This is a genomic window from Pseudomonas sp. O230 (assembly GCF_045447035.1).
In the GTDB taxonomy this organism is placed as follows: domain Bacteria; phylum Pseudomonadota; class Gammaproteobacteria; order Pseudomonadales; family Pseudomonadaceae; genus Aquipseudomonas.
Window position 1 is genome coordinate 20,493 of sequence record NZ_JBJGXN010000018.1, and the last position, 26,509, is coordinate 47,001.

24 protein-coding genes are annotated in these 26,509 nt (G+C 60.3%); 16 read left to right on the forward strand and 8 right to left on the reverse strand.

Features of this window, described 5'->3' with window-relative positions:
* Window positions 1–86 precede the first annotated feature (86 nt).
* From glpE to ACI77H_RS29320, 7 genes are all read right to left on the reverse strand, one after another.
* Window positions 87–416, reverse strand: coding sequence for a thiosulfate sulfurtransferase GlpE (gene glpE, locus ACI77H_RS29290; RefSeq protein WP_407015350.1), 330 nt, complete (start codon window positions 414–416; stop codon window positions 87–89).
* A gap of 33 nt (window positions 417–449) precedes the next feature.
* Entirely contained in the window at window positions 450–1,334 is an 885-nt protein-coding gene (locus ACI77H_RS29295; RefSeq protein ID WP_407015352.1) for a symmetrical bis(5'-nucleosyl)-tetraphosphatase, read from the reverse strand.
* A complete protein-coding gene (apaG, locus tag ACI77H_RS29300; RefSeq protein ID WP_407015354.1) occupies window positions 1,334–1,714 on the reverse strand; it encodes a Co2+/Mg2+ efflux protein ApaG in 381 nt (126 codons plus the stop codon). Before apaG ends, ACI77H_RS29295 begins: the two co-directional genes overlap by 1 nt.
* 123 nt (window positions 1,715–1,837) lie before the next feature.
* Window positions 1,838–2,656 (reverse strand): 16S rRNA (adenine(1518)-N(6)/adenine(1519)-N(6))-dimethyltransferase RsmA, encoded by an 819-nt coding sequence (rsmA, locus tag ACI77H_RS29305; RefSeq protein WP_407015356.1) that lies wholly within the window; start codon window positions 2,654–2,656, stop codon window positions 1,838–1,840.
* On the reverse strand, window positions 2,653–3,642 hold the full coding sequence (pdxA, locus tag ACI77H_RS29310; RefSeq protein ID WP_407015357.1) for a 4-hydroxythreonine-4-phosphate dehydrogenase PdxA: 990 nt from the start codon (window positions 3,640–3,642) through the stop codon (window positions 2,653–2,655). The genes rsmA and pdxA overlap by 4 nt, the downstream gene beginning before the upstream one ends.
* Window positions 3,639–4,955, reverse strand: a complete 1,317-nt coding sequence (gene surA / locus ACI77H_RS29315) for a peptidylprolyl isomerase SurA (RefSeq protein ID WP_407015359.1) — start codon at window positions 4,953–4,955, stop codon at window positions 3,639–3,641. The genes pdxA and surA overlap by 4 nt, the downstream gene beginning before the upstream one ends.
* Window positions 4,936–7,734 carry an LPS-assembly protein LptD gene (locus ACI77H_RS29320; protein ID WP_407015361.1) on the reverse strand — a complete coding sequence of 933 codons (2,799 nt, stop codon included), beginning with the start codon at window positions 7,732–7,734 and terminating at the stop codon, window positions 4,936–4,938. Before ACI77H_RS29320 ends, surA begins: the two co-directional genes overlap by 20 nt.
* 130 nt (window positions 7,735–7,864) lie before the next feature.
* Between ACI77H_RS29320 and ACI77H_RS29325 the strand changes: the two genes are divergently transcribed.
* From ACI77H_RS29325 to ACI77H_RS29335, 3 genes are read left to right on the forward strand one after another with little or no spacing between them, the layout of a single operon-like run.
* Complete coding sequence (locus tag ACI77H_RS29325) at window positions 7,865–8,884, forward strand: aminoglycoside phosphotransferase family protein (RefSeq protein ID WP_407015362.1); 1,020 nt, start codon at window positions 7,865–7,867, stop codon at window positions 8,882–8,884.
* Window positions 8,881–9,552, forward strand: a complete 672-nt coding sequence (murU, locus tag ACI77H_RS29330; RefSeq protein WP_407015364.1) for an N-acetylmuramate alpha-1-phosphate uridylyltransferase MurU — start codon at window positions 8,881–8,883, stop codon at window positions 9,550–9,552. The genes ACI77H_RS29325 and murU overlap by 4 nt, the downstream gene beginning before the upstream one ends.
* Window position 9,553: 1 nt before the next feature.
* Entirely contained in the window at window positions 9,554–10,321 is a 768-nt protein-coding gene (locus ACI77H_RS29335) for a TerB family tellurite resistance protein (protein ID WP_407015366.1), read from the forward strand.
* Between the two features lie 137 nt (window positions 10,322–10,458).
* Here the strand turns inward: ACI77H_RS29335 and ACI77H_RS29340 are convergent, their stop codons facing one another.
* Window positions 10,459–11,448: an alpha/beta hydrolase family protein gene (locus tag ACI77H_RS29340; RefSeq protein ID WP_407015367.1), complete on the reverse strand. Its 990-nt coding sequence runs from the start codon at window positions 11,446–11,448 to the stop codon at window positions 10,459–10,461.
* A 73-nt stretch (window positions 11,449–11,521) separates the two neighbouring features.
* Between ACI77H_RS29340 and ACI77H_RS29345 the strand changes: the two genes are divergently transcribed.
* The 13 genes from ACI77H_RS29345 to trpC all read left to right on the forward strand — a co-directional run bounded on the left by ACI77H_RS29345 (window position 11,522) and on the right by trpC (window position 26,431).
* On the forward strand, window positions 11,522–13,921 hold the full coding sequence (locus ACI77H_RS29345) for a PAS domain S-box protein (RefSeq protein ID WP_407015368.1): 2,400 nt from the start codon (window positions 11,522–11,524) through the stop codon (window positions 13,919–13,921).
* Window positions 13,922–14,551, forward strand: coding sequence for a response regulator transcription factor (locus tag ACI77H_RS29350; RefSeq protein ID WP_003210977.1), 630 nt, complete (start codon window positions 13,922–13,924; stop codon window positions 14,549–14,551).
* A gap of 319 nt (window positions 14,552–14,870) precedes the next feature.
* Complete coding sequence (locus ACI77H_RS29355; protein WP_150634275.1) at window positions 14,871–15,995, forward strand: ABC transporter ATP-binding protein; 1,125 nt, start codon at window positions 14,871–14,873, stop codon at window positions 15,993–15,995.
* Between the two features lie 44 nt (window positions 15,996–16,039).
* Window positions 16,040–17,083 carry an ABC transporter substrate-binding protein gene (locus ACI77H_RS29360; RefSeq protein ID WP_407015370.1) on the forward strand — a complete coding sequence of 348 codons (1,044 nt, stop codon included), beginning with the start codon at window positions 16,040–16,042 and terminating at the stop codon, window positions 17,081–17,083.
* 179 nt (window positions 17,084–17,262) lie between these two features.
* Window positions 17,263–18,510 (forward strand): ABC transporter permease, encoded by a 1,248-nt coding sequence (locus ACI77H_RS29365; RefSeq protein ID WP_407015371.1) that lies wholly within the window; start codon window positions 17,263–17,265, stop codon window positions 18,508–18,510.
* A 13-nt stretch (window positions 18,511–18,523) separates the two neighbouring features.
* Window positions 18,524–19,348 carry an ABC transporter permease gene (locus ACI77H_RS29370; protein WP_064119279.1) on the forward strand — a complete coding sequence of 275 codons (825 nt, stop codon included), beginning with the start codon at window positions 18,524–18,526 and terminating at the stop codon, window positions 19,346–19,348.
* 211 nt (window positions 19,349–19,559) lie between these two features.
* Entirely contained in the window at window positions 19,560–20,708 is a 1,149-nt protein-coding gene (locus ACI77H_RS29375) for an iron-containing alcohol dehydrogenase (RefSeq protein ID WP_407015373.1), read from the forward strand.
* 80 nt (window positions 20,709–20,788) lie between these two features.
* Window positions 20,789–21,463, forward strand: a complete 675-nt coding sequence (rpe, locus tag ACI77H_RS29380; protein ID WP_407015374.1) for a ribulose-phosphate 3-epimerase — start codon at window positions 20,789–20,791, stop codon at window positions 21,461–21,463.
* Entirely contained in the window at window positions 21,460–22,278 is an 819-nt protein-coding gene (locus ACI77H_RS29385) for a phosphoglycolate phosphatase (protein WP_407015375.1), read from the forward strand. Before rpe ends, ACI77H_RS29385 begins: the two co-directional genes overlap by 4 nt.
* A gap of 71 nt (window positions 22,279–22,349) precedes the next feature.
* Window positions 22,350–23,831, forward strand: coding sequence for an anthranilate synthase component I (gene trpE / locus ACI77H_RS29390; RefSeq protein ID WP_407015377.1), 1,482 nt, complete (start codon window positions 22,350–22,352; stop codon window positions 23,829–23,831).
* A 114-nt stretch (window positions 23,832–23,945) separates the two neighbouring features.
* Window positions 23,946–24,539: an aminodeoxychorismate/anthranilate synthase component II gene (locus ACI77H_RS29395; RefSeq protein ID WP_008027095.1), complete on the forward strand. Its 594-nt coding sequence runs from the start codon at window positions 23,946–23,948 to the stop codon at window positions 24,537–24,539.
* A gap of 9 nt (window positions 24,540–24,548) precedes the next feature.
* On the forward strand, window positions 24,549–25,598 hold the full coding sequence (trpD, locus tag ACI77H_RS29400) for an anthranilate phosphoribosyltransferase (protein WP_407015379.1): 1,050 nt from the start codon (window positions 24,549–24,551) through the stop codon (window positions 25,596–25,598).
* Complete coding sequence (gene trpC, locus ACI77H_RS29405; protein ID WP_407015381.1) at window positions 25,595–26,431, forward strand: indole-3-glycerol phosphate synthase TrpC; 837 nt, start codon at window positions 25,595–25,597, stop codon at window positions 26,429–26,431. The genes trpD and trpC overlap by 4 nt, the downstream gene beginning before the upstream one ends.
* Window positions 26,432–26,509 lie beyond the last annotated feature (78 nt).

The window sequence follows — 26,509 nt, forward strand, 5'->3', positions numbered from 1 at the left end:
GGGCGGATACGTAATTAGTTGTGGCTGACCGTTCGTCTGCCACCGCGCTAGCCCGCGGGAGCCGGGGCTTGCGCGTTACAAAAAAATTATTCGGAAGTGCCTTGCGCGGTTTCCGAAGGATAAGTCGCACGCCACAGCTCAAAGCCGCCATCCATGCTGTAGACGTCGGAGAAGCCCTGACTGATCAGGTAGGCCGCCGCGCTTTGGCTGGAATTGCCGTGATAGCAGACCACGACCGTCGGTGCATCTAAATCGGCGGCGCGGATGAAATCGGAGATGGACACGTTGTCCAGATGCTTCGAGCCGGCAATATGCAGCGCGGCAAATGTTGCAGGGTCGCGAACATCGACCACCACTGCGCCTTGTTCGCGCAGGGCCTGGGCCTGTTCTGGGGGGATACGTTTGAATTCGCTCATGGCGGGCTCCTGTGGCTCGGCTGAAAGCGCAGTCTAGCGCGGGGCGCTGGCTGACGTTTGTTCGGAAATAGGGGAGGCGACTGGCGGCAGGAGGGTGTGGCCATGCTCGTCGCATTTGCACTGCAGGCGCTCAAAGGTGTCGACGTTCATCAGGGTCATCGAACCGCCCCAGACGCAACCGGTGTCGAGGGCGAAGATACCTGGCTCGTTGCATTGGCCTTCAAGTGCGGCCCAGTGGCCGAAGATAATCTTCAAGTCTTTGGTCTTGCGCTCTTTGTAGCTAAACCACGGCGCATAACCTGCCGGCGCGGTATCGGCGCCTTCCTTGCCCTTGAGGTCCAGTTTGCCTTCGCTGGTGCAGAAACGCATGCGGGTGAAATAGTTGGTGATCACGCGCAGGCGGGTCACGCCTTTGAGGTCGCTGTCCCATTTCAGCGGTTCGTTGCCGTACATGCCATCGAGGTAAGGAGCGATGCGGTTGTCGTCGCGCAGGGCTTCTTCGACTTCGGCGGCGCACTTCAGGGCTTTGCGCAGCGACCATTGGGGCGGTATGCCGGCGTGGACCAGGGCGATGTTGCGCTGTTCGTCGTAGTGCATGAGTTTTTGCTGGCGCACCCATTCCAGCAGTTCCGCGCGATCCGGCGCGTCGAGAATCTCGCGCAGGGTGTCGGCTTTTTTCAGGCGCTCGATGTTATTCCCGGCGGCCAGCAGATGAAGATCGTGGTTGCCGAGTACGCACACCAGCGATTCGCGCAGGCTATAAAGGAAGCGCAAGGTTTCCAGCGACTGCGGGCCACGGTTGACGAGGTCGCCCACCAGCCACAGTTTGTCCCGGGCAGGGGCGAACGCGACTTGCTTGAGCAGGCATTTCAGGGGTTCGAGGCAACCTTGGAGGTCGCCAACGGCATACGTCGCCATCAGTGCAGGGCTCCGGGGACCGCCAGGAGGAAGGGCGCGATGACGGCGTCGAAGTGTTTGCCGTCATTAGCGAGCATCTGATAAGTCCCTTGCATGGTGCCGACCTTTGAGGTCATCACCGTGCCGCTGCTGTAGGTGTGGCTCTCGCCTGCCTCGATCAACGGCTGCTGGCCCACCACGCCGGCACCGCGAACCTCTTCGACATGCCCGTCACCATCGGTGATCACCCAATGTCGCGACAACAGCTTGGCTGGTAATTCGCCATTGTTGTGCACGGTGATGGTGTAAGCGAAGGCAAAGCGGTTTTGCTCGGGTTGCGATTGTTCTGCCAGATAGCGGGTGACGACGCTGACGTCGACCTGATAGCGAGGTTCGGACATGCAAGAGGCCTTAAAAACGAAGCGGGACGCGGGGCGTAGCTGATTGAACTCAGTCTAGGCCAAGTATCGGGTAGTAAACCAGACATGGGGGCTGGTGTCCTACCCGATAACGCTTGTTGCCTGTCAGTCGGCGGCGGGAGTCTGTAGGACTTGTTCGCTGAGCTTGTCGGCCAAACGCACGAAGGCGGCCAGATCGAGCTGTTCCGGGCGCAGGCTGCCGTCGACACCGGCGGCGGTGATCTCATCGTTGCTCAGTAGCAGCTTGAGGGTGTTGCGCAGGGTCTTGCGGCGCTGGTTGAAGGCTTCGCGCACGACGCGCTCCAGCAGCTTGTGATCCTTGGCCGGGTGCGGCAGTACGTCGTGGGGCACCAGGCGCACGATGGCCGAATCGACTTTCGGTGGTGGATTGAACGCGCCAGGGCCGACGTTGAACAGGTGTTCGACCCGGCAGTGGTACTGAACCATGATCGACAGGCGGCCCCAATCACCACCGCCAGGGCCCGCCGCCAGACGCTCGACCACTTCCTTTTGCAGCATGAAGTGCATGTCACGAATGATGCCGGCGTTGTTCAGCAGGTGGAAAATCAGCGGCGTGGAGATGTTGTACGGCAGGTTACCGACCACACGCAGGCTGTTGGGCGCGGCGTTGAGGCTGTTGAAGTCGAACTTCAGCGCGTCGCCCTGGTGCAGGTTGAAGTTGCTCTTGTCACCAAACTGCTGGTTGAGGATCGGGATCAGGTCCTTGTCCAGCTCCACCACATCGAGTTGGGCGCCGCTGTTCAGCAAGCCTTGGGTCAACGCACCCTGGCCTGGGCCGATTTCCAGCAGGCGGTCTTCAGGCTTGGCGCGGATGGCACGCAGGATGCGGTCGATAACGCCGGCATCGTGCAGGAAGTTTTGGCCAAAGCGTTTGCGCGCCTTGTGTTGGTAGTGCTCGGTCATAAACGGGTCTCGGCCATCTGGTAAGCGGTTTCCAGGGCGACTTGCAGGCTGCCGGTGTCAATCTTGCCGCTGCCGGCCAGGTCCAGGGCAGTGCCGTGGTCGACCGATGTGCGGATGATCGGCAAGCCGAGGGTCACGTTGACTGCTGCGCCGAAGCCTTTGTACTTCAGCACGGGCAGGCCCTGGTCGTGGTACATCGCCAGCACCGCGTCGCAGTGCTCCAGATATTTGGGGGTAAACAGAGTGTCGGCGGACAGGGGGCCGCGAAGGTCCATGCCCTCGCCACGCAGGCGCTCTAATGTAGGTTCGATGATGTCGATTTCTTCATGGCCCAGGTGTCCGCCTTCGCCGGCATGGGGGTTGAGCCCACACACCAGGATGCGTGGCTGGGCGATGCCGAATTTTTGTTGCAGGTCGGTGTGCAGAATTCGTGTTACCCGCTCCAGACGTTCCGGTGTGATTGCATCGGCAATCTCGCGAAGGGGCAGGTGAGTGGTGACCAGTGCCACGCGCAATCCGCGAGTCGCAAGCATCATCACCACTTGCGCGGTCTGCGTCAGGTCGGCGAGAAATTCTGTATGCCCGGAAAAGGCGATGCCCGACTCGTTGATCACACCCTTGTGCACAGGGGCGGTGATCATCCCGGCGAAGTGTCCGTCCAGGCAGCCGTGGCCAGCGCGAGTGAGGGTTTCCAGAACGAACGCCGCATTGGCCTTGTCCAGTTGCCCGGCAGTGACCTTGGCCTTGAGCGGTGTATCCCATACATACAGGCTATTGGCTGGCGCGGGTACATCCGGCCAGCTGTCCGGGGTGACCGGCAGCAAATCGACGACCACGCCCAGCTGCGCGGCCCGCTCAATGAGCAGGTCGCGGCTGGTAATGGCAATCAGGGGGTGTGGCTGGGCTTGCGAGGCGAGCAGCAGGCACAGGTCAGGACCTATGCCGGCCGGTTCACCGGGTGTCAGCGCGAAACGTTTGGGTTTCACTGCGCTGCCTGGTCTGCACCAGGGAGTTTGATCTCTACGTACGCTTCGTCGCGGATCTGACGCAGCCAGGTTTGCAGCTCTTCGTCGTATTTGCGGTTACGCAGTACGGTCATCGCTTGTTGCTCGCGAGCCTGGGTGGTGCTGTCGGTGGCGCGGCGGCCAAGGACTTCCAGGACATGCCAGCCATATTGGGTCTGGAACGGCTTGGACAGCTGACCTTGTGGGGTCTTGGCCATCACTTCGCGGAACTCGGGCACCAATGCATTCGGGTCGATCCAGTTCAGGTCGCCGCCGTTGAGGGCGGAGCCCGGGTCTTCCGAAAAGCTTTTCGCCAGTTCGCTGAAATCTTCGCCCGCTTCGATGCGGGTGTAGAGCGACTGAGCCAGGGCTTTGGTTTTTGCTTCGTCGCGGATCGGGCTAGGTTTGACCAGGATATGACGCACGTGCACTTCGTCACGCGTCTGGGTCTCGCCGCCACGCTTGTCGAGGATCTTCAGGATGATGAAGCCCCCTGGCGTGCGCATTGGCTGGGTAATATCGCCAACTGTCATGGTGCTCAGCAAGCGATCGAACGGAGGTGGCAATTGAGCGGCTTTACGCCAGCCCATGTCGCCGCCTTCCAGTGCAGTTTCGCTGGCGGATTTGGCGATTGCCAACTGACCGAAGTCAGCGCCTTGCTTGAGTTGTTGGTAAACAGCGTCTGCCTGTTTGGCTGCATTCTGAATCGCGTCGGAGTTGGCGCTTTCCGGCGTAGGAATCAGGATGTTGGCCAGGCGGAATTCTTCGGACAGCTGCATTTTTCCAAGGTCGGAAGCGAGGAAGTTCTTCACTTCCTGCTCGGACACCTGGATGCGTTCGGCCACACGGCGCTGACGTACACGGCTGATGACCATTTCCCGGCGAATCTGGTCACGGGCGTCGTCATAAGACAGACCGTCGCGAGTCAGGGCGGCGCGGAATTGCTCGATCGACATGTTGTTGCGCTGGGCAATGGTGCCGACAGCCTGGTTCAGTTCTTCATCGGTAATGCGGATGCCGGAGCGTTCGCCAATCTGCAGTTGCAGGTTTTCGACGATCAGGCGTTCGAGCACCTGCTGATCAAGCACGCTGGCCGGTGGCGCAGCAGAACCGCGTTTGGCGATGGTTTGCTGAACTTCATGAACGCGTTGGTCCAGTTGGCTCTGCATGACCACGTCGTTATCGACAATGGCCACCACTTTATCGATGGACTGTACCGCGGCATTCGCCGCAGTACCCAGGAACAGCGCGCCCAGCATCAGCGGGCGCAGACAATCAGAAAGCTTGGTCTTCACGTTCACGATAACCTTGGATGCCTTTGTCGAGGAAGCTCTCTACTTTTTGGCCAACAACGCCGCCGAGACCTTTCAGAACGATTTGGAGGAAGATGCCATGGTCGCCTTTTTCGTTTTGCGGAGCGTCCTGACTGAATTCGTCATAGGAAACCCAGTAACGGTTGATCAGGCGCAGTTTCCAGCAGCAGTTGTCGTACTCGAAACCACCGAAGGCTTCCAGTGTACGGTTTTGGTTGTAGTCATACTGCCAGCGGCTGATGGCGTTCCATTGCGGCACGATCGGCCAGATTACCGAGAAGTCGTGCTGCTGGATCTTGTAGTAGTCCTTCACGTAACCCGGGGTGCCCGGCGTGCCGTAGTCACCACCGCCCACCGACCACTGACCGGTGTTCTGGTCGTAACGGACCTGGTCATTGCGATAGCGATAGCCGGCGTTGATGACCTTGTTCGGGTTGTCTTCAGGCTGGTAGTGGAACATCGCACTGCCCGAGCGAGGGCTGCGGGTGTCCGGGTCCCAGTTGTAATCGGCGGTCGTGCGCCAATCGCGGTTCCAGCGGTATTCGTATTGCAGTGCATACGGGGAAACACTGGAATGCGCATCTTCGCGGGTTTTTGCATTGATACCCGGCAACTGGACTTCGCGATCCTTGAAGTAGTAAGCCTGGCCGACGCTGACGCGTTGACGTTCGAAACCGTTTTCTTCGATCCAGCGACTGGTCACGCCCAGCGACAGTTTGTTCTCGTCGCCGACGCGGTCGGAGCCCGAAAAACGGTTGTCGCGGAACAGCGACGCATAGTTGAAGGTGTATTCGCCGGTGTCGAAAACCGGAATGTCCTTCTGGTCTTCTTCAGGGACATACAGGTAGAACAGGCGCGGTTCCAGGGTTTGGCGATACTTCGTGCCGAACCAGTTGGTGTCGCGATCGAAATACAGACCGCTGTCGACGCTGGCGATCGGGACGCCGCGGTTTTGCGAGCTGCTGAACGACTCGCCAAGCGCCGAAGCGTTATTGCGGCCCGTCAATAGATCGTTTTTGCCGGTGCCATCAAGATCAAGGTCGTACTGGGTGTATTGATACTTGAGCGATGGTTTTACGAAGCCATACGTCCAGTCCAGCGGCAGGCTCACACCTGGCTTGAGGTTCAGACGATTACCGTTGGCACGCGCCAGACCGGCCACGTTGGTGTCCAGGCGAGGCGACAGGTTGCCGTTTTCATCGGAAAACTGCCCGGTTTCCAGGTCGCGCTCAAAGCGTACGATTTCTGTCTCGTAGTCGAAATCTAGGCCTTCCGGATGAGTCGGCAGCTGACCAACGAAAGTGATCTGCGGCAAACGGTCATACGGCGTGATGTTGGATACGGTCGCCAGTTGGTAGGCCTGAGCGTTGAGACGGGCGGTATAGCCCTCGCCGCGATAACTGACCGCGCCCTGCTGGTTCACGTAGTCGGAAGATTTCACACCCAACTGATCGGTCTGCAGATCCTGGAAGTAATACGGATCGCTGATCTTGGTGTAATCGACTTGAGTCAGAACGCGCGAATCAAGACCACCCTTGTGCTGCCAGTTGTACATGTAGCGGGTTTTTTCGTAGTCGGTCTGCCGCTTGCGTTCGTCGTCTTCATCGTTGAGATAAGCCGCGCCGAACTGACCTTCGCTGGACTTGGTCAGGTAACGGAACTCGCCTTCAACCAACATGCCGCGCTTGCTCATGTAGCGCGGGTACAACGTGGCATCGTAGTTCGGTGCCAGGTTGAAGTAGTACGGGGTGACTAACAGCAAGCCGGTATCGCTGCCACTGCCAATGGTTGGCGGCAGGAAGCCGGACTGACGACGGTCGTCGATCGGGAAGTAAATGTACGGCGTGTACAGAACCGGAATGTCCTTGACCCGCAGCGTCACGTTGGTCGCCGTACCGAAACCGGTCGCCGGGTTCAAGGTGATGTTGTTGCCCTTGAGCTGCCAGGCGTTGCTGTTCGGTTCGCACGTGGTGTACGTACCATCCTTGAGGCGGATGATCGCGTTCTCGGCACGTTTGGCGTACAGCGCAGTGCCGCGGACACGGGATTTGTGCATCACGTATTCGGCGTTGTCGACCTTGGCTTCGCCGGTGTCGAGCTGCACATCGGCGTGGTCGCCCACGATCAGCGCGCCGTTGTCGCGAATGCGCACGTTACCGTCCAGCTCGCCTCGGCTCTCGGCCTGGTAGAGGTTCGCTTCGTCGGCTTCGGCCTGCATGCTGCCCTGACGCAGGACCACGTCACCGGCCAGGGTAGCGATCTGTTCATCCTGCTTGTAGCGAGAGGCCTTGGCGCCGACAAACGTCGGGGCGTCACTTTTATTCGTCTTGTCATTCATGCCAGGACGAATCGGTTCGATATAGGAACCAGAGCAGTAAGGACCGGTTTCGGCCAATTGCGCTGCAGTGAGCTTCTCGCGCGGAACCCAGTCGAGGTGACTGTAGTCTTCGCTACGGGACTTGAGGCCGCGGCCTTTGGATTCGGTAACCAGCACAGTCTTGGCGCCGGTGTCTTCGCTGCTGGCGCTCTCGGTCGGTGCTTCACCGGTCGCGGAGACTGCGCTGCCGTCATGGACGGGACGCGGTGGCAATGCAGCCGCCGGCGTCTTGGGCGCACAGTTCCAGGCACCCGAAGCAGAGACTGAGCAGTCATACTGTTCCGCGGCGACCACGAACGAAGTGGCTAGAGGTTGCAGGGCCAGCAGACTGCCGGTGACCAACAACGGAAATTTTTTACGAAACGCGGGGGATTTCAATGCCATCTTATTAGTCCGGGCTTCCTGCGTGCCATCTGCCCGCGGTGTGGGCCGCACGCCTCTCGATGGTCTGAAAAAGATGCTGGATAATAAAGCATGACCCGCTTGACGGCTAGCGCCGTCGGAGACCCTTGCAATGCCTGACCAAGATGTACGTTTGCAACACCTGAAAGTTTGGCTCGATGAGCAGTTGGCGACCCTCTTTGCGGAGCAGGGTTTGGGCGCCGTACCCCCGGCCACGTTGACCGCGGCCAGTAGTGATGCGAGTTTTCGGCGCTATTTTCGCTGGGAAGGCGGCGGCAAAAGTTTCGTCGTAATGGACGCACCACCGCCCCAGGAAAACTGCAAACCCTTCGTGGATATCGCTTTTTTGCTGGCGAAATCCGGAATAAATGTGCCGAAAATTTATGCCGAAGACCTGGAACGCGGTTTTCTTTTGCTCAACGACCTCGGCAACAAGACTTATCTGGAGGTCATCGACAGCGAAAATGCCGACGATTTGTTCAAGGATGCCCTGCAGGCGCTGTTGGCTTTTCAGCGGTTGCCGATGGTTGCTCCGCTGCCGAGTTATGACGTGGCGCTGTTGCGTCGTGAGCTGGAATTGTTCCCCGAGTGGTTTGTGAAACGTGAGTTGGATATCGAGTTCGACTCGGCGCAGCAAATGCTCTGGCAGAACGTGACAGAGCTGTTGATCGACAGCGCGCTGGCGCAGCCCAAAGTTCTGGTGCACCGCGATTACATGCCGCGCAACCTCATGCTCAGCGAGCCGAATCCCGGCGTGCTGGATTTTCAGGATGCGGTCTATGGACCTGTGACTTACGACGTGACCTGCCTGTTCAAGGACGCCTTTCTCAGTTGGCCTGAAGAGCGTGTGACCGCTTGGCTGCAGGATTACTGGCAGCAAGCGGGCGCCCTCGGCATTCCGGTGCAGCCAGACTTCGACGACTTCCTGCGCGCCAGCGACCTGATGGGCGTGCAGCGTCATTTGAAAGTCATTGGCATCTTCGCCCGCATCTGCCATCGCGACGGCAAGCCGCGTTACCTCGCTGACGTGCCACGCTTCTTTGCTTATATAGACGCCGTGATCGCCCGCCGTCCTGAACTGGCTGAGCTGGACGTGTTGCTGCTGAGTCTGCGTGCTGGAGCGAATGCATGAAGGCAATGATTCTGGCGGCGGGTAAAGGCGAGCGCATGCGCCCGCTGACCCTGACCACGCCCAAACCGCTGGTCCGCGCTGGCGGGGTGCCGCTGATCGAGTATCACCTGCACGCGCTGGCGGCGGCCGGGTTTACCGAAATTGTGATCAACCATGCCTGGCTGGGACAGCAGATCGAAGACTACCTGGGTGATGGCTCGCGTTATGGCGTGAGTATCCAGTACTCGCCCGAAGGTGAGCCGCTGGAGACCGGTGGCGGGATTTTCCGCGCATTGCCATTGTTGGGTGATGAGGCGTTTGTGGTGGTCAACGGTGATATCTGGACCGACTACGACTTCAGCGTCTTGCATCAGCCCATCAGCGGCCTGGCACATCTGGTGTTGGCGGATAATCCGCGCCATCACCCGGCGGGCGATTTCATGCTGGTCGACGGGCAAGTGCACGACGCTCAACCGGATGTCGCCACTCTGACCTACAGCGGTATTGCGGTGCTGCATCCGCAACTGTTCGAGGGGCACACCGCCGGGGCGTTCAAGCTCGCACCGCTACTGCGCACGGCCATGGCCGACGGGCAAGTCTCGGGTGAACGGTTGAACGGTCGATGGGTGGATGTCGGAACGCACGAGCGTCTGGCGGAAGTTGAAACCCTGATTGAAGCGAGTCGCTGAGATGCTGTGGCCAGGGACTCTGATTGGAGCCGGAGCGGGCTTTGCCATTGCCAGCATTCCGGGGGCCATGCTCGGCGCGTTGTTGGGGCAGGCGCTGGATCGGCGCCTGCAATTGCAGACGTGGGGACATTTGCGTGAAAAGCTCGGTGGCAGGCCGGTGCTGCGCAATGATGAGCTTTTGTTCGTGTTGCTGGGACGGCTGGCCAAATGCGATGGGCGAGTGGTGGACGGGCATATCCAGCAGGCGCGCCAGGAAATGCAGGCACTGGAAATGACCGAACCGGCCAAGCGCCGGGCGATTGCCGCGTTCAACCGCGGCAAGTCAGGCCATGACCGGTTGCGCGGTTATCTGCGACGCTTGAGTGCGCAACCTCATGCGGCGGAAGGCGTATTGCGCGCCTGTTGGCGAATGGTCTGGGCCGATGGTCGTGCCGGTCACGCCGAGCGCGAACTGATTGGTCAATGGGGTAAATGGTTGGGCTGGACGTCGTATCAGGTGCAGGCGCTGGCGGCTGACTATGAACCGCATAAGCGATCGTTGGTTGGCACTGCCGTCACATATCAGGAAGCGTTGTCGCTGCTGGGTGTGTCCGCCACCACCGAGCCGGCGCAGATCAAGCGCGCCTACCGGCGTTTACTGAGTCGTCATCATCCGGACAAGGTTGCCGGCAGTGGCGCAACGGCGTTGCAGGTGCGCGAGGCGACGGACAAGACGCGCGAATTGCATAGCGCCTATACGCTGATTCGTGAGCGGCGGGATTTCAGGTAGCCAGTGAGTTAGGTGTCGTCAGTGATGACGCCTTCGCGAGCGAGCCCGCGCCCACAAATCTTGTGTCGGTTGCAGTGTTCGGAACGACACAAGATTTGTCGGAGCAGGCTTGCCAGCGAAGCAGGCGCCTCGGTCTATCAGTCCACAGCCTGAGGATTCAACCAGCCTCGCACCCGGCGAACCAACTGCTCTTGCTGCGCTTTCGCGTCGCCCGGCAACGCCTTGAGCGATACCTGACTGAACGTCGAACCCTTTAGGCGCTTGCTTGCCTGCAAGCGCTCCAGTGCCGCGTTGCGGTCCAGCGACTTGTCCTTATAGAAAATGTCGGCGGTGGGCAGCTTCAGTGTCGGCGTCAGTTCAGCCAGGCCAGGTTTCGCTGATACGGGCGTCTGCGCGGCAACCATCGCGAACTTCTCGACTTGCGGTGGCTGCCGCTCGCTCAGGTAACGCGCGGCCCAGTAAGCGCCGGTGCCATGACCCAGCACCACGATGCTGCGAGCACTTTGCTGTTCGGCGTAGGCAACAGCTGCGTCGATGCGCGCGAAAATTCGTTCGGCGTCGGCTTTGGTTTGTTCGTCGCTGGTTTCAGCAGTGGCTTTGTCGGCCACCTCCGCTTCACCGCCCGCCGCCTGCTCGATGGGCGCCGCCGTGGTCGAGTCCTTGCTGCCGGCATCAGGCGCTTTGGGCGAAGGCGTCACTTCGACGATACGTGGCGCAATGGCATCGCTTTGCACGTCTGGCAAGGTGATACTCAGGCTGCTCCACTCGGCGTCCGGCAATTGGCGCCGCAAGGGACCGATTGCCTGCGGCCAGTCAACGGTTTCGCCAGCGCCAGGGATGATAATCACCGCACCTTTGGGGTCTGCGGTATTGGCCGGTTTCCACAAGGCCAGAAAAGTGTCGCTGCCTGCCTGGAGCTGTTGCTGTTCCTGAGCAGGGATTTTTCGCTCAAGTGCTGTCGCTTCTTCCTGACTACGCTCAAGCAGCGGCTGACGTTCGACCGGTTTTTCGCCTGCGGATTTTTCCGCGGCCGCCGGTGCCGGGTCAGCTGCCTCGACGGAAAAGGCGCAAGGCAGGATCAGCGACAGGCACAATGCTGGCAGTGCCAGGCGGTAGACAGGGGGCATCGGATATTCCAGGCCAGAAGTGGTTCCGGCAGCCTAATGGGTTGGTCAGTATTTGTCAGTGTGTGAGACTTCAATGATGCGTTTTTGCTGCCTGTGGGTTATCGGCTGTTTGTGGTTTCCCTTGATGGGCTGGGCGGCGTCTGCGCCACCGGTGCACGTCGCGCAGTTGTCTGCAAGCCAGCAGCAATGGTTGGCGCAACATGATGAATTGCGCGTCGGACTGGTGTTGCAAGTGCCCTATGCGCAATACGATCGCCGCTTGCAGCGACTGTCCGGGGTTAACGTCGAGCTGATGAAATGGCTGGCCAAGGCGCTTAAGGTCGAGCTGAGCTGGCGTAACTATCCCGACCTTGCGCAACTGGAAGCCGCCGCGCGCGAAGGTGAAATCGACATCGCCCCGGGGTTGGCGCAAACCCCCGGTGGCCTGCGTCTGTGGCAGTTCTCCGATCCGTACATGCGGGTGCCGCAACTGGTGGTCAGCGACCAGAAGGGCGCCGGCGTGATCGAGCTGGAAAAACTCGACAGCCAAACCCGCGTCGCCGTGCGCATGCCCAGCGCCACCGCCGATTACCTGCGCAGCAATTACCCGCACCTGAACCTCCAGGGCGTGCCGATCGAACGCCAGGCACTGCAACTGTTGCTGAGTCAGCAAGCCAGTTACGCCGTGGTCGACGAAGCGCAATTGGGCCGTTTGTCCGTCGAACCGGAGTTTGCCGGGCTGGTGGTGGTCGGTGATATTGGTCTGCCGCAATTGCTGCGCGTGGCGACACGGCGGGACTGGCCGGAACTTGCCGGCATTATCGAAAGCGCGCTGCGAGCGATCCCGGCCAAGGACCTGGAGCAGCTGCACAATCAATGGCTGCAACCCAAGTACCCGCGACTGACCGAGTCACCGGGTTTCTGGCAGAACCTCTGCCTGCTGTTGGCGGTGTTGATGCTGAGCAGCATGGCGATCGTAGCCTGGCAACGGCGGCAGCAGCATAGCCTCGAGCAACGGTTGGTGGTGGCGCGAGAAGACATTGCCTTGCGTGCCGCCAGCGAAGAAGCGTTGCGCCTCACCCAGTTTTCCATCGACCAGAGCACCGTCGGCATCCTCTGGGTCAACTGGGACAGCCATGTGCGCTACGCCAACCGCGCCGCCGAAACCATGCTCGGTTATCCACCGGGCGGCATCATCGACCGGCCGTTGATCGACTTCGAGCCCGGTTTGCACATGGACCGCTGGCTGAACCTATGGAAACGCGCCCGCGCCAGCGAAGAAGGACCGCAAAGTTTCGAAACCAATTGCCTGCGGGCCGATGGCAGCATCCTGCCGGCGGACGTTTCATTGAGCTTCCTGCGTTTTCGCGATGGCGAATACCTGGTGGTTTACCTCAACGACGTTACCGAGCGTCGTCGCGCCCTGGCTGCGCTGCAGGAAAGCGAGGCGCGGCTGCAAGGGATTGCCGCCAACGTACCGGGATTGGTCTTTCGTCTGGAGCGGGCGCCGGTGACAGGGCAGATCGACTTTGCCTACATCAGCGAGGGCAGCGAGAACCTGGTCGGTTATTCTCCAACCACCTTGGCCCATCGCGACAAAGGCTTGCGCAGCCTGGTGCATCCGGATGACAAGGCCAGTTATCACCGGACTCAGGACCACGCGCTGGACACCGACAGCGACTGGTCGTGGCAGGGGCGAATCCTCACTCGTCAGGGCGAGCAGCGTTGGGCCGAGATCAAGGCGATTACCCGCCGTCTTGAAGATGGCGCCTATGTCTGGGACGGCATCGTCTGGGACATCAGCGAGAGCAAGCGCATCGAGCTGGAGCTGGCCAGCTCCCGTGAGCAATTGCGTGAGTTGTCCGCGCACCTGGAGAGCGTGCGGGAAGAGGAAAAGGCGCGCATCGCCCGGGAAGTTCACGACGAGTTGGGTCAGATGTTGACGGTGTTGAAGCTGGAAACGTCCATGTGCGAATTGGCCTACGCCCAGCTTGACCCAGGTCTGAATGAGCGTTTGAACAGTATGAAGCGCTTGATCGCTCAACTGTTCCAACTGGTGCGTGATGTGGCGACGGCGTTGCGGCCACCGATTCTCGATGCCGGGATCGCCTCGGCCATTGAATGGCAGGCCCGGCGTTTCGAGGCGCGCACGCAGATTCCGTGTCTGGTGCAGGTGCCGGAGAACTTGCCGGTGCTCAGCGATGCCAAGGCGATCGGCTTGTTCCGGATTCTTCAGGAAGCGCTGACCAATGTCATGCGGCATGCCCAGGCGCATACTGTCGAACTGACCCTGACCTTTGAGGGCGACGAGTTGTGTCTGACCGTCAGCGATGATGGCGTAGGATTTGTCCCCGCCACCGGTAGGTCGACATCCTTTGGGGTAGTCGGCATGCGCGAACGGGTGTTGATCATGGGCGGGCAATTGTCGCTTGAGAGTGAACCGGGTGAAGGCACGACCCTGAGCGTGCGAGTGCCACTGGATGAGGAGAAGTAAGTGATCCGTGTACTGGTAGCCGAAGACCACACCATCGTCCGCGAAGGCATTAAACAACTGATCGGTCTGGCCAAGGATTTGCTGGTGGTGGGCGAGGCGAGCAATGGCGAGCAGTTGCTCGAAACCTTGCGGCATGTGCCCTGCGAGGTGGTGTTGCTCGACATTTCCATGCCGGGCGTCAATGGCCTGGAAGCAATTCCGCGGATTCGTGCACTAAACAATCCGCCGGCGATCCTGGTGTTGTCGATGCACGACGAAGCGCAAATGGCCGCCCGGGCGTTGAAGGTCGGCGCGGCCGGTTACGCGACCAAGGACAGCGACCCGGCGCTGCTGCTGACCGCGATCCGCAAGGTCGCAGCGGGTGGGCGCTACATCGACCCGGACCTGGCCGACCGGATGGTTTTCGAAGTCGGCCTGACCGATTCGCGTCCGCTGCATTCGTTGCTCTCGGAGCGTGAATTCTCGGTGTTCGAACGCCTGGCCCAGGGCGCCAACGTCAATGACATCGCCCAGCAGCTGGCCCTGAGCAGCAAAACCATCAGCACCCACAAGGCGCGGCTGATGCAGAAGCTCAACATCACCTCCCTGGCCGAACTGGTGAAATACGCGATGGAGCACAAGCTCCTCTGAAAACACCGAATCCCCCTGTAGGCGCCGGCTTGCTGGCGATGGCGATCTCAATGACGCCATCGCCAGCGAGCCGGCTCCTACAGAAAGGCGCAACGCCATGTCCATTTACGACATCCCGCCAAATAGCTTTTGCCGTTGTCCGTGGCTTGCAGCCGAGAGCTTGCCTCTGCGTTTGCCCAAACGCGCCAACCTTGTAGGGCAATCCCTACCCCCAACCTTCCATCCGGCTGAGGCGATTCTCTCCTGCGCCCCGATTTGCGTGGTCATCAGCGTCCACTAGGCTTAGTCCACAGCAGTCATCAATAACAAAGGTGTGGGTATGAGCCAGGTCGATTCAAACGCAGGGGCCAGTGACATTCTGGTCAGCTTTCGTGGAGTGCAGAAGAGCTACGACGGCGAGAACCTGATCGTCAAAGACCTCAACCTGGACATTCGCAAAGGCGAATTCCTCACCTTGCTCGGGCCGTCTGGTTCGGGCAAGACCACCAGCCTGATGATGCTCGCCGGTTTCGAAACCCCGACCGCCGGCGAAATCCTCCTGGCCGGGCGCGCCATCAACAACGTGCCGCCGCACAAGCGCGACATTGGCATGGTGTTCCAGAACTACGCACTGTTCCCGCACATGACCGTCGCCGAGAACCTCGCGTTCCCGCTGACCGTGCGCGGCTTGAACAAGAGCGATGTCAGCGACCGGGTCAAACGTGTCCTGAGCATGGTTCAGCTCGACGCCTTCGCCCAGCGGTATCCGGCGCAACTGTCCGGCGGTCAGCAACAGCGTGTGGCCCTGGCCCGTGCATTGGTGTTCGAACCGCAACTGGTGTTGATGGACGAACCCCTCGGCGCACTCGACAAGCAACTGCGCGAACACATGCAGATGGAAATCAAACACCTGCACCAACGCCTCGGCGTGACCGTGGTCTACGTGACCCACGACCAGGGCGAAGCCTTGACCATGTCCGACCGCGTGGCCGTGTTCCATCAGGGCGAAATCCAGCAGATCGCCCCGCCGCGCAGCCTCTACGAAGAGCCGAAAAACACCTTCGTCGCCAACTTCATCGGCGAGAACAACCGCCTCAACGGCCGCCTTCACAGCCAGACCGGCGACCGCTGCATCGTCGAACTCGGTCGCGGTGAAAAGGTTGAAGCGCTGGCCGTCAACGTCGGCAAGACCGGCGAGCCCGTCACGCTGTCGATTCGTCCGGAGCGCGTGAGCCTCAATGGTTCGAGCGAGTCCTGCGTCAACCGCTTCTCAGGGAGGGTGGCGGAATTCATCTATCTGGGCGACCACGTCCGGGTTCGCCTGGAAGTCTGCGGCAAGACCGACTTCTTCGTGAAACAACCGATTGCCGAGCTCGATCCCGCGCTGGCTGTCGGCGACGTGGTACCGCTTGGCTGGCAGGTCGAACACGTTCGCGCGCTCGACCCACTTTTAGAGGCGAACTGATCGCCCCCTGCTTCAACCAACCCTGCACGTGGAGAGAACAATAAATGTTGAGATCCCTGAAATTCACCGCCCTGGTCATGGGCATGATCGGTGCGGCACACGCGATGGCGGCGGGCCCGGACCTGACCGTGGTGTCCTTTGGCGGGGCGAACAAGGCTGCGCAGGTCAAAGCCTTCTACGCACCGTGGGAAGCGGCGGGTAACGGCAAGATCGTCGCCGGCGAATACAACGGTGAAATGGCCAAGGTCAAAGCCATGGTCGACACCAAGAGCGTGTCCTGGGACCTGGTGGAAGTTGAATCGCCAGAATTGTCCCGTGGTTGCGACGAAGACATGTTCGAGCAACTCGACCCGGCGCTGTTCGGCAAGACCGAAGACTACGTCAAAGGCGCTATCCAGCCTTGCGGCGTGGGCTTCTTCGTGTGGTCGACCGTGTTGGCCTACAACGCCGACAAGCTGAAAAGCGCGCCGACCAGTTGGGTGGATTTCTGGGACACCAAGAAATTCCCGGGCAAGCGTGGCCTGCGTAAAGGCGCCAAGTACACCCTGGAATTCGCTCTGATGGCCGACGGCGTTGCGCCGAAAGACGTCTACAAAGTGCTGGCCGGCAAAGACGGTCAGGACCGCGCGTTCAAGAAACTCGATGAACTCAAACCAAGCATTCAGTGGTGGGAAGCCGGCGCACAACCGCCGCAGTACCTCGCTTCCGGTGACGTGGTCATGAGCTCGGCCTACAACGGCCGGATCGCTGCCGTGCAGAAAGAAAGCAACCTGAAAGTCGTGTGGAACGGCGGTATCTACGACTTCGACGCATGGGCGATCCCGAAAGGTCTCGACAAGGCGCGTGCTGAAGCGGCGAAGAAATTCATCGCCTACTCGGTGGCGCCACAGCAGCAGAAGACCTATTCGGAAAACATCGCCTACGGCCCGGCCAACACCCAAGCCGTGCCGTTGTTGTCCAAGGACGTCTTGAAAGACATGCCGACCACCCCGGAAAACATTGCCAATCAGGTGCAGATCGACGTCAGCTTCTGGGCTGACAACGGCGAGCAACTGGAGCAGCGCTTCAATTCCTGGGCTGCAAAGTAAGCAAGACCTGTGATGGTGGGCTTGCCCACCTGTGGGAGCGGGCTTGCTCGCGAAGACGTCAGCACATTCAGCATCATTGTTGACTGACACGCCGCCTTCGCGAGCAAGCCCGCTCCCACATTTAAACGATCGAGGTGTTACGTCACCTCTGTAACGATCAAAGATTTCCGGAGTACGCCATGGCCACCGCCATTCCCCTGAACGCGGGCACTGACCCCACCTTGAAGCAGCGGCTCAAGCACGCCGAGCGGATCAACCGCTGGAAGGCCCAGGCCTTGATCGCGCCATTGGTGCTGTTTCTGTTGCTGGTGTTCCTGGTGCCCATCGTGGCGCTGCTCTACAAAAGCGTTGGTAACCCGGAAGTGGTCGGCGGCATGCCGCGCACCGTGGCGGCCATCGCCAGTTGGGACGGCCGCGGCCTGCCCGCTGAACCGGTTTACAAAGCAGCCAGCGAAGACCTCGCTGAAGCGCGCAAGAATCAGACCCTGGGCGACCTGTCCAAGCGCTTGAACATGGAGTTGGCCGGCTACCGCAGCCTGTTGACCAAAACCGCCCGCGCCTTGCCGTTCGCCACTGAACCGGCCTCTTATAAAGAAGCGCTGGAAGGTCTCGACGAGCGCTGGGGCGACCCGGCCTACTGGCAAGCGGTACGCCGCAACACCAGCAGCATCACGCCTTACTACTTGCTGGCGGCGGTCGATCACCGTATCGACGACCTCGGCGAAATCGCCCCGGCCACGCCGGATCAGGCAATCTACCTCGACATCTTCGCCCGTACCTTCTGGATGGGCCTGATCATCACCGCCATTTGCCTGGTACTTGCCTATCCATTGGCCTACCTGTTGGCGAACCTGCCATCGCGGCAAAGCAACCTGCTGATGATCCTGGTGCTGCTGCCGTTCTGGACCTCGATTCTGGTCCGGGTCGCCGCGTGGATCGTCTTGCTGCAATCGGGCGGGCTGATCAACAGCGGCCTGATGGCCATGGGCATTATCGATAAGCCGCTGGAGCTGGTGTTCAACCGCACCGGGGTTTACATCTCGATGGTGCACATCCTGCTGCCATTCATGATCCTGCCGATCTACAGCGTGATGAAAGGCATCTCGCCGACCTACATGCGCGCCGCGATTTCCCTCGGCTGCCACCCGTTCGCCAGTTTTTGGCGGGTGTACTTCCCGCAGACCTACGCCGGTGTCGGCGCCGGTTGCCTGTTGGTGTTCATCCTCGCCATCGGCTACTACATCACCCCGGCCTTGCTGGGCAGCCCGAACGATCAGATGGTCAGTTACTTCGTCGCCTTCTACACCAACACCAGCATCAACTGGGGCATGGCGACCGCACTCGGTGGGCTGCTGCTGTTGGCGACCGTGGTGCTTTATCTGATTTACAGCTGGCTGGTGGGCGCCAGCCGCCTGCGCCTGAGCTAAGGGGAGAATCGAAATGCTGAGTCCTTATATGTCGCCCATCGAACGGGTGTGGTTCTACAGCTTGCGGATTCTCTGCGGCTTGATTTTGTTGTTCCTGATTCTGCCGGTGCTGGTGATCATTCCGCTGTCGTTCAACTCGGGCAGTTTCCTGGTGTACCCGCTGCAAGGTTTTTCGCTGCACTGGTATCAGGACTTCTTCGCCTCGGCTGAATGGATGCGCGCGCTGAAGAACAGCATCATCGTCGCCCCGGCGGCGACCGTGCTGGCGATGATTTTCGGCACGCTGGCGGCGATTGGCCTGACGCGGGGCGATTTCCCGGGCAAGGCGCTGGTGATGGCGCTGGTGATTTCGCCGATGGTGGTACCAGTGGTGATCATCGGTGTGGCGAGTTACCTGTTCTTCGCTCCGTTGGGTCTGGGCAACAGCTTCTTCTCGCTGATCGTGGTGCACGCGGTGTTGGGCGTGCCGTTTGTGATCATCACGGTGTCGGCCACGTTGCAGGGGTTCAACCACAACCTGGTGCGGGCTGCTGCGAGCCTCGGTGCGTCGCCGCTGACCGCGTTCCGTCGGGTGACCTTGCCGCTGATCGCGCCGGGTGTGATCTCCGGGGCGTTATTTGCCTTCGCCACCTCGTTCGATGAAGTGGTGGTGACGCTGTTCCTCGCCGGCCCTGAACAAGCGACCTTGCCACGGCAGATGTTCAGCGGCATCCGCGAAAACCTCAGTCCGACGATTGCAGCTGCGGCAACGCTGCTGATTGCCTTCTCGGTGATCCTGCTGCTGACGCTGGAATGGCTGCGGGGCCGCAGCGAGAAACTGCGTACCGCACAGGTCTGAAAAATGTGGGAGCGGGCTTGCTCGCGAAGAGGCCCTGTCAGTCAATGTTGATGTTGAATGTCAGACCGCTTTCGCGAGCAAGCCCGCTCCCACATTAGTTTTGTGTCGACCCCGTCATGGATATGAAGTCATTCACTGTCTGAATAACAGACAAACCCCAATCCCCAGCTACTATTGTGCCCAGCTCCCCAAACGATAAGAGGCTGCGCGCATGAGTCTTTCCTCTTTCAAAATTGCCCACAAACTGATCACCGGCGCCGGTGCCATCGAGCAACTGGCCACCGAGCTGACACGCCTGGATGTCGACAACCCGCTGATCGTCACCGATGCCGCCCTGGTCAAGTCCGGCACGGTCGAGCTGGCGCTGGCGCAGCTGGGTGATCGCACTTACGAAATCTTCGATCGCGTACTGCCCGACCCGGAAATCGCCATCGTCGAAGACTGCATGCGCGTCTACCGCGAAGGCGGCCATGACGGGCTCATCGGCCTCGGCGGCGGCAGTGCTATCGACATCGCCAAAAGCGTGGCCGCCTACGCCGGTTATCACGGTGCGCTGGAAGATCTGTTCGGCATCGATCAGGTGCCGCGCAAAGGCCCGCCGCTGATCGCCATTCCGACCACCGCCGGCACCGGTTCGGAAGTCACCAACGTGGCGATCCTTTCCGATAAGGTCGCGCAGCTGAAGAAAGGCATCGTCAGCGACTATCTATTGCCGGACGTGGCGCTGGTCAGCCCGCAAATGACCCTGACCTGCCCGCGCAGTGTCACCGCCGCGAGTGGCGTCGATGCATTGGTGCATGCGGTCGAGTCCTATCTGTCGCTCAATGCCTCGGCGATCACCGATGCCCTGGCGATTGGCGCGATCAAGCTGATTACCCAGGCGCTCCCCAAGGCCTACGCCAATCCGTCCAACCTGCAAGCGCGCGAAGACATGGCCACCGCCAGCCTGATGGCGGGCATGGCGTTCGGCAATGCCGGGGTCGGCGCAGTGCATGCGTTGGCCTATCCGTTGGGCGGCCGCTTCAACATCGCCCACGGTGTCAGCAACGCCTTGTTGCTGCCGTATGTCATGACCTGGAACAAGATGGCCTGCGTCGAGCGTATGCAGGATATTGCCGAAGCCATGGGCGTGAAGACCGCTGATTTGAGCGCCAATGACGCGGCGGACAAAGCCGTCGAGGCGATGACCGCGTTGTGCGCCGCCGTGGAAATCCCGCCGGGCTTGCGCAGTTTCGGCGTTCCGGAGGATGCGATCCCGGCCATGGCCGTGGAAGCCGCGGGCATCGAGCGTCTGATGCGCAATAATCCGCGCAAACTGAATGCGGTTGATATCGAGAAGATCTACCGCGCAGCCTACTGATCATCGTCCTTACGGTGCGCGCGTCAAAGCATGAGGTATACAATGCGCGCCATCGTGATTCTGCTCAGAAAAGGTGCGTCATGCAGCCCTTCGTAATTGCTCCGTCGATTCTCTCCGCCGACTTCGCCCGCCTGGGTGAAGAAGTGGACAACGTTCTGGCCGCCGGCGCCGACTTTGTGCACTTCGATGTTATGGACAACCACTACGTACCAAACCTGACCATCGGCCCGATGGTCTGCGCCGCATTGCGCAAGTACGGCGTGACCGCGCCGATCGACGCGCACCTGATGGTCAGCCCGGTGGATCGCATCGTCGGCGACTTCATCGAGGCCGGCGCGACTTACATCACCTTCCACCCGGAAGCCACGCAGCACGTCGATCGTTCCCTGCAACTGATCCGCGAGGGCGGCTGCAAGTCGGGCCTGGTGTTCAACCCGGCGACCCCTCTGGACGTGCTCAAGTACGTGATGGACAAGGTCGACATGATCCTGCTCATGAGCGTCAACCCGGGCTTCGGCGGGCAGAAGTTCATCCCTGGCACCCTCGACAAGCTGCGTGAAGCACGTGCGTTGATCGATGCCTCGGGCCGTGACATCCGCCTGGAAATCGACGGCGGCGTCAACGTGAACAACATTCGTGAAATCGCGGCCGCTGGCGCCGATACCTTCGTGGCCGGCTCGGCGATCTTCAATGCGCCGAACTACCAGGAAGTGATCGAGAAGATGCGCTCCGAGCTGGCGCCGGCCCGCCCATGAGTGGCTTTGAGCAGCTGTTCCCGGGGCGTCTGCCACGGCTGGTGATGTTCGATCTGGACGGCACGCTGGTCGATTCGGTCCCTGACCTCGCCGCGGCGGTGGATAACATGCTGCTCAAACTCGGGCGCAAGCCTGTCGGCATCGAATCGGTGCGTGACTGGGTCGGCAACGGCGTGCAGATGCTGGTGCGCCGGGCCCTGGCCAATCACATCGATGGCGAGGGTGTCGATGAGGTCGAAGCTGAACATGCCCTGGAATTGTTCAACGGCTTTTATGAGGACGGTCACGACCTGACGGTGGTTTACCCCGGCGTGCGTGACACCCTCAAGTGGCTGAACAAGCAAGGCGTGGAGATGGCGCTGATCACCAACAAGCCGGAGCGCTTCGTCGCGCCGCTGCTGGATCAGATGAAAATCGGCCGCTATTTCAAATGGATCATCGGCGGCGACACCCTGCCGCAGAAGAAACCCGACCCGGCGGCGCTGTTTTTCGTGATGAAAATGGCCAACATCCCGGCATCGCAGTCGCTGTTTGTCGGCGATTCGCGCAGCGATGTGCTGGCGGCGAAAGCGGCGGGGGTCAAATGCGTGGCCCTCAGTTATGGCTATAACCACGGCCGGCCGATTGCCGAAGAGTCGCCGGCGCTGGTCATCGACGACCTGCGCAAGCTAATTCCCGGTTGCCTGGATCCGGCCGCTGAGATAACGTTGGCCGACGCTGTTCAACCCCCTTCTGGAAACGCCATCGTGGTGGTCACTCGCAAACTCTGGATGAAAGTCATCAAGGCCCTGGCCCGCTGGCGTTGGCGCGCCTGACTTGTTCCTGGCCGGTCTGCCGGCGCGTTTGCATACCTGACTGTTAGCACCTCAAGCCACGAGGCTACTCCATGATCCGCGAAGAATTCCTGCGTTTGGCCGCTGCCGGCTATAACCGCATCCCGCTTGCCTGCGAAACCCTGGCCGACTTCGACACGCCGCTGTCGATCTACCTGAAACTGGCTGACGAACCCAATTCCTACCTGCTCGAATCGGTGCAGGGCGGAGAGAAGTGGGGCCGTTACTCGATCATCGGCCTGCCGTGCCGCACCGTGCTGCGGGTGCATGACCATCACGTCAGCGTGACCCATGACGGCGTCGAGATCGAAAGCCACGAGGCGGAAGATCCGCTGGCCTTCGTTGAAGCATTCAAGGCTCGCTACAACGTACCGACCATCCCCGGCCTGCCGCGCTTCAACGGCGGTCTGGTGGGTTACTTCGGCTATGACTGCGTGCGCTATGTGGAAAAGCGTCTGGGCAAGTGCCCAAACCCGGATCCGCTGGGCGTGCCGGACATTCTGCTGATGGTGTCCGATGCGGTGGTGGTGTTCGACAACCTCGCCGGCAAGATGCACGCAATCGTTCTGGCTGACCCGGCGCAGGACGATGCCTTCGAGCAAGGTCAGGCGCGTTTGCAAGAGCTTCTGGAAAAACTCCGTCAGCCGATCACCCCGCGCCGTGGTCTGGACTTCAGCAAGCAACAATCGGCTGACCCGGTGTTCCGCTCCAGTTTTACCCAGGACGACTACGAAAAAGCCGTCGACACCATCAAGGAATACATCCTCGCCGGTGACTGCATGCAGGTCGTGCCGTCCCAGCGCATGTCGATCGACTTCAAGGCTGCGCCGATTGATCTGTACCGGGCGCTGCGTTGCTTCAACCCGACGCCTTATATGTACTTCTTCAACTTCGGCGACTTCCACGTCGTCGGCAGTTCACCGGAAGTGCTGGTGCGGGTCGAAGACAACCTGATCACCGTGCGCCCGATTGCCGGTACCCGCCCACGCGGGGCCAACGAAGAAGCCGATCTGGCACTGGAAAAAGACCTGCTCTCGGATGACAAGGAAATCGCCGAGCACTTGATGCTGATCGACCTGGGTCGTAACGACACCGGTCGCGTTTCGGAAATCGGTTCGGTGAAACTCACCGAGAAGATGGTTATCGAGCGTTATTCCAACGTGATGCACATTGTTTCCAACGTCACCGGGCAATTGAAGGCCGGGCTGACGGCGATGGACGCATTGCGGGCAATCCTGCCGGCGGGCACCTTGTCCGGCGCGCCGAAGATTCGTGCGATGGAAATCATCGACGAACTGGAGCCGGTCAAGCGCGGCGTCTACGGCGGTGCGGTCGGTTACTTCGCCTGGAACGGCAACATGGACACGGCGATTGCGATCCGCACCGCCGTGATCAAGAACGGCGAACTGCACGTGCAGGCCGGTGGCGGCATCGTTGCCGACTCGGTACCGGCGCTGGAATGGGAAGAAACCCTGAACAAGCGTCGTGCCATGTTCCGCGCAGTCGCCCTGGCTGAACAAACCCCGGAAAGCTGACCGATGAACGTGACCCGTATGCCATGTCGCTTTGGCTGACAAAGCGCTGGACGCTGCGGGTCGCTCATTCGAAGGCTGTATTTAAAGTCAGTGAATTCAAGAGGTTCTCAAGCCATGTTGCTGATGATCGATAACTACGACTCTTTTACCTACAACGTTGTGCAATACCTCGGTGAGCTCGGCTCCCAGGTCAAAGTCGTGCGCAACGATGAACTGACCGTTGCCGAAATCGAAGCCCTCAATCCTGAGCGCATCGTTGTGTCGCCCGGTCCTTGCACGCCGACCGAAGCGGGCGTCTCGATTGACGTCATCAAGCATTTCGCCGGCAAACTGCCGATTCTTGGCGTGTGCCTGGGCCATCAATCCATCGGCCAGGCGTTTGGTGGCGATGTGGTTCGTGCCCGGCAGGTGATGCACGGCAAGACCAGTCCGGTGTTCCACGAGGACAAAGGTGTCTTCGAAGGCCTGAACCATCCGCTGACCGTCACGCGTTATCACTCGCTGATCGTCAAGCGCGAAACCCTGCCCGACTGCCTGGAGCTGACCGCCTGGACTCAGCTTGAAGACGGCTCCGTCGACGAGATCATGGGCCTGCGCCACAAGACGTTGAACATTGAAGGTGTGCAATTCCACCCTGAGTCTATCCTGACCGAGCAGGGCCACGAGCTGTTCGCCAACTTCCTCAAACAAACCGGCGGCACGCGCTAAGGACTTTCCATGAATATCAAGACAGCCCTGAGCCGTATCGTCGATCACCTCGACCTCAGCACCGAAGAAATGCGCGATGTAATGCGCGAAATCATGACCGGGCAATGCTCGGATGCGCAGATCGGCGCGTTCATGATGGCCATGCGCATGAAAAGCGAAAGCATCGACGAGATCGTTGGCGCCGTGTCGGTGATGCGCGAGCTGGCGGACAAAGTCGAACTGAAAACCCTCGACGGCGTGGTTGATGTGGTCGGCACCGGCGGCGATGGTGCGAACATCTTCAACGTCTCGACGGCGTCTTCCTTTGTGGTGGCAGCGGCCGGTTGCACCGTGGCCAAGCACGGTAACCGTGCCGTCTCGGGCAAAAGCGGCAGTGCCGATCTGCTGGAAGCGGCGGGCATCTACCTGAACCTGACCCCGGTTCAAGTGGCGCGCTGCATCGACAACGTCGGCATCGGTTTCATGTTCGCCCAGACTCATCACCGTGCCATGAAGTACGCCGCCGGCCCGCGCAAGGATCTTGGTTTGCGTACTCTGTTCAACATGCTCGGCCCGCTTACGAATCCGGCCGGCGTGAAGCATCAGGTGGTGGGCGTGTTCAATCAGGCGTTGTGCCGGCCATTGGCCGAGGTCTTGCAGCGTCTGGGCAGCAAGCATGTGCTGGTGGTGCATTCGAAGGATGGCCTGGACGAATTCAGTCTGGCGGCGCCCACCTTTGTCGCCGAGCTGAAGAATGACCAGATCACCGAGTATTGGGTCGAGCCAGAAGATTTGGGCATGAAGAGCCAGAGCCTGCACGGCCTGGCGGTGGAAAGCCCGGCCGCTTCGCTCGAACTGATTCGCGATGCCCTGGGCAAGCGCAAGACCGAGAGCGGTCAGAAAGCTGCCGAGATGATCGTGCTCAATGCCGGTGCCGCGTTGTACGCCGCCGACCATGCGACCAGTTTGAAAGAAGGCGTTGCCCTGGCGCACGATGCGCTGCACACAGGCCTCGCTCGGGAAAAACTTGAGGAGTTGGGTGCATTTACCGCGGTATTCAAAGTGGAGAATGAGGGATGAGTGTACCGACGGTTCTGGAAAACATTCTGGCGCGCAAAGTCCAGGAAGTCGCCGAGCGTAGCGCTCGTGTGAGCCTGGCCGAGCTGGAAAGTCTGGCCAAGGCGGCCGATGCACCCCGTGGTTTTGCCAAGGCGCTGATTGCTCAAGCCAAGCTGAAACACCCGGCGGTCATTGCTGAGATCAAGAAAGCCTCGCCGAGCAAAGGCGTGATTCGCGAGAACTTCGTTCCTGCCGATATCGCCAGGAGCTACGAGAAGGGCGGCGCGACGTGTCTGTCAGTGTTGACCGATATCGATTACTTCCAGGGCGCTGATGCCTATCTGCAACAAGCCCGGGCGGCGTGCAAACTCCCGGTAATCCGCAAGGATTTCATGATCGATCCGTACCAGATCGTCGAAGCCCGTGCATTGGGCGCCGACTGTGTGCTGTTGATCGTCTCCGCACTGGACGACGTGAAGATGGCCGAGTTGGCTGCAGTGGCAAAAAGCGTTGGCCTCGACGTGTTGGTGGAAGTTCATGACGGCGACGAACTGGACCGGGCCTTGAAAACCCTCGACACGCCGCTGGTCGGCGTGAACAACCGCAACCTGCACACCTTCGACGTCAGCCTCGAAACCACCCTCGACCTGTTGCCGCGGATTCCGCGCGATCGTTTGGTGATCACTGAAAGCGGCATCCTCAATCGGGCCGATGTCGAGCTGATGGAAATCAGCGACGTGTATGCATTCCTGGTCGGCGAGGCGTTCATGCGCGCCGAAAGCCCGGGCACCGAGCTTCAGCGTCTGTTCTTCCCTGAGCGCGGTGTTGCGGTCAGCGGCTCGACCCTCGACTGAGGCATTTTTGCAGGCGCCCGATCCCCTGTGGGAGCGGGCTTGCCCGCGAAGAGGCCATCAAGTACCCCAAAGACGTCA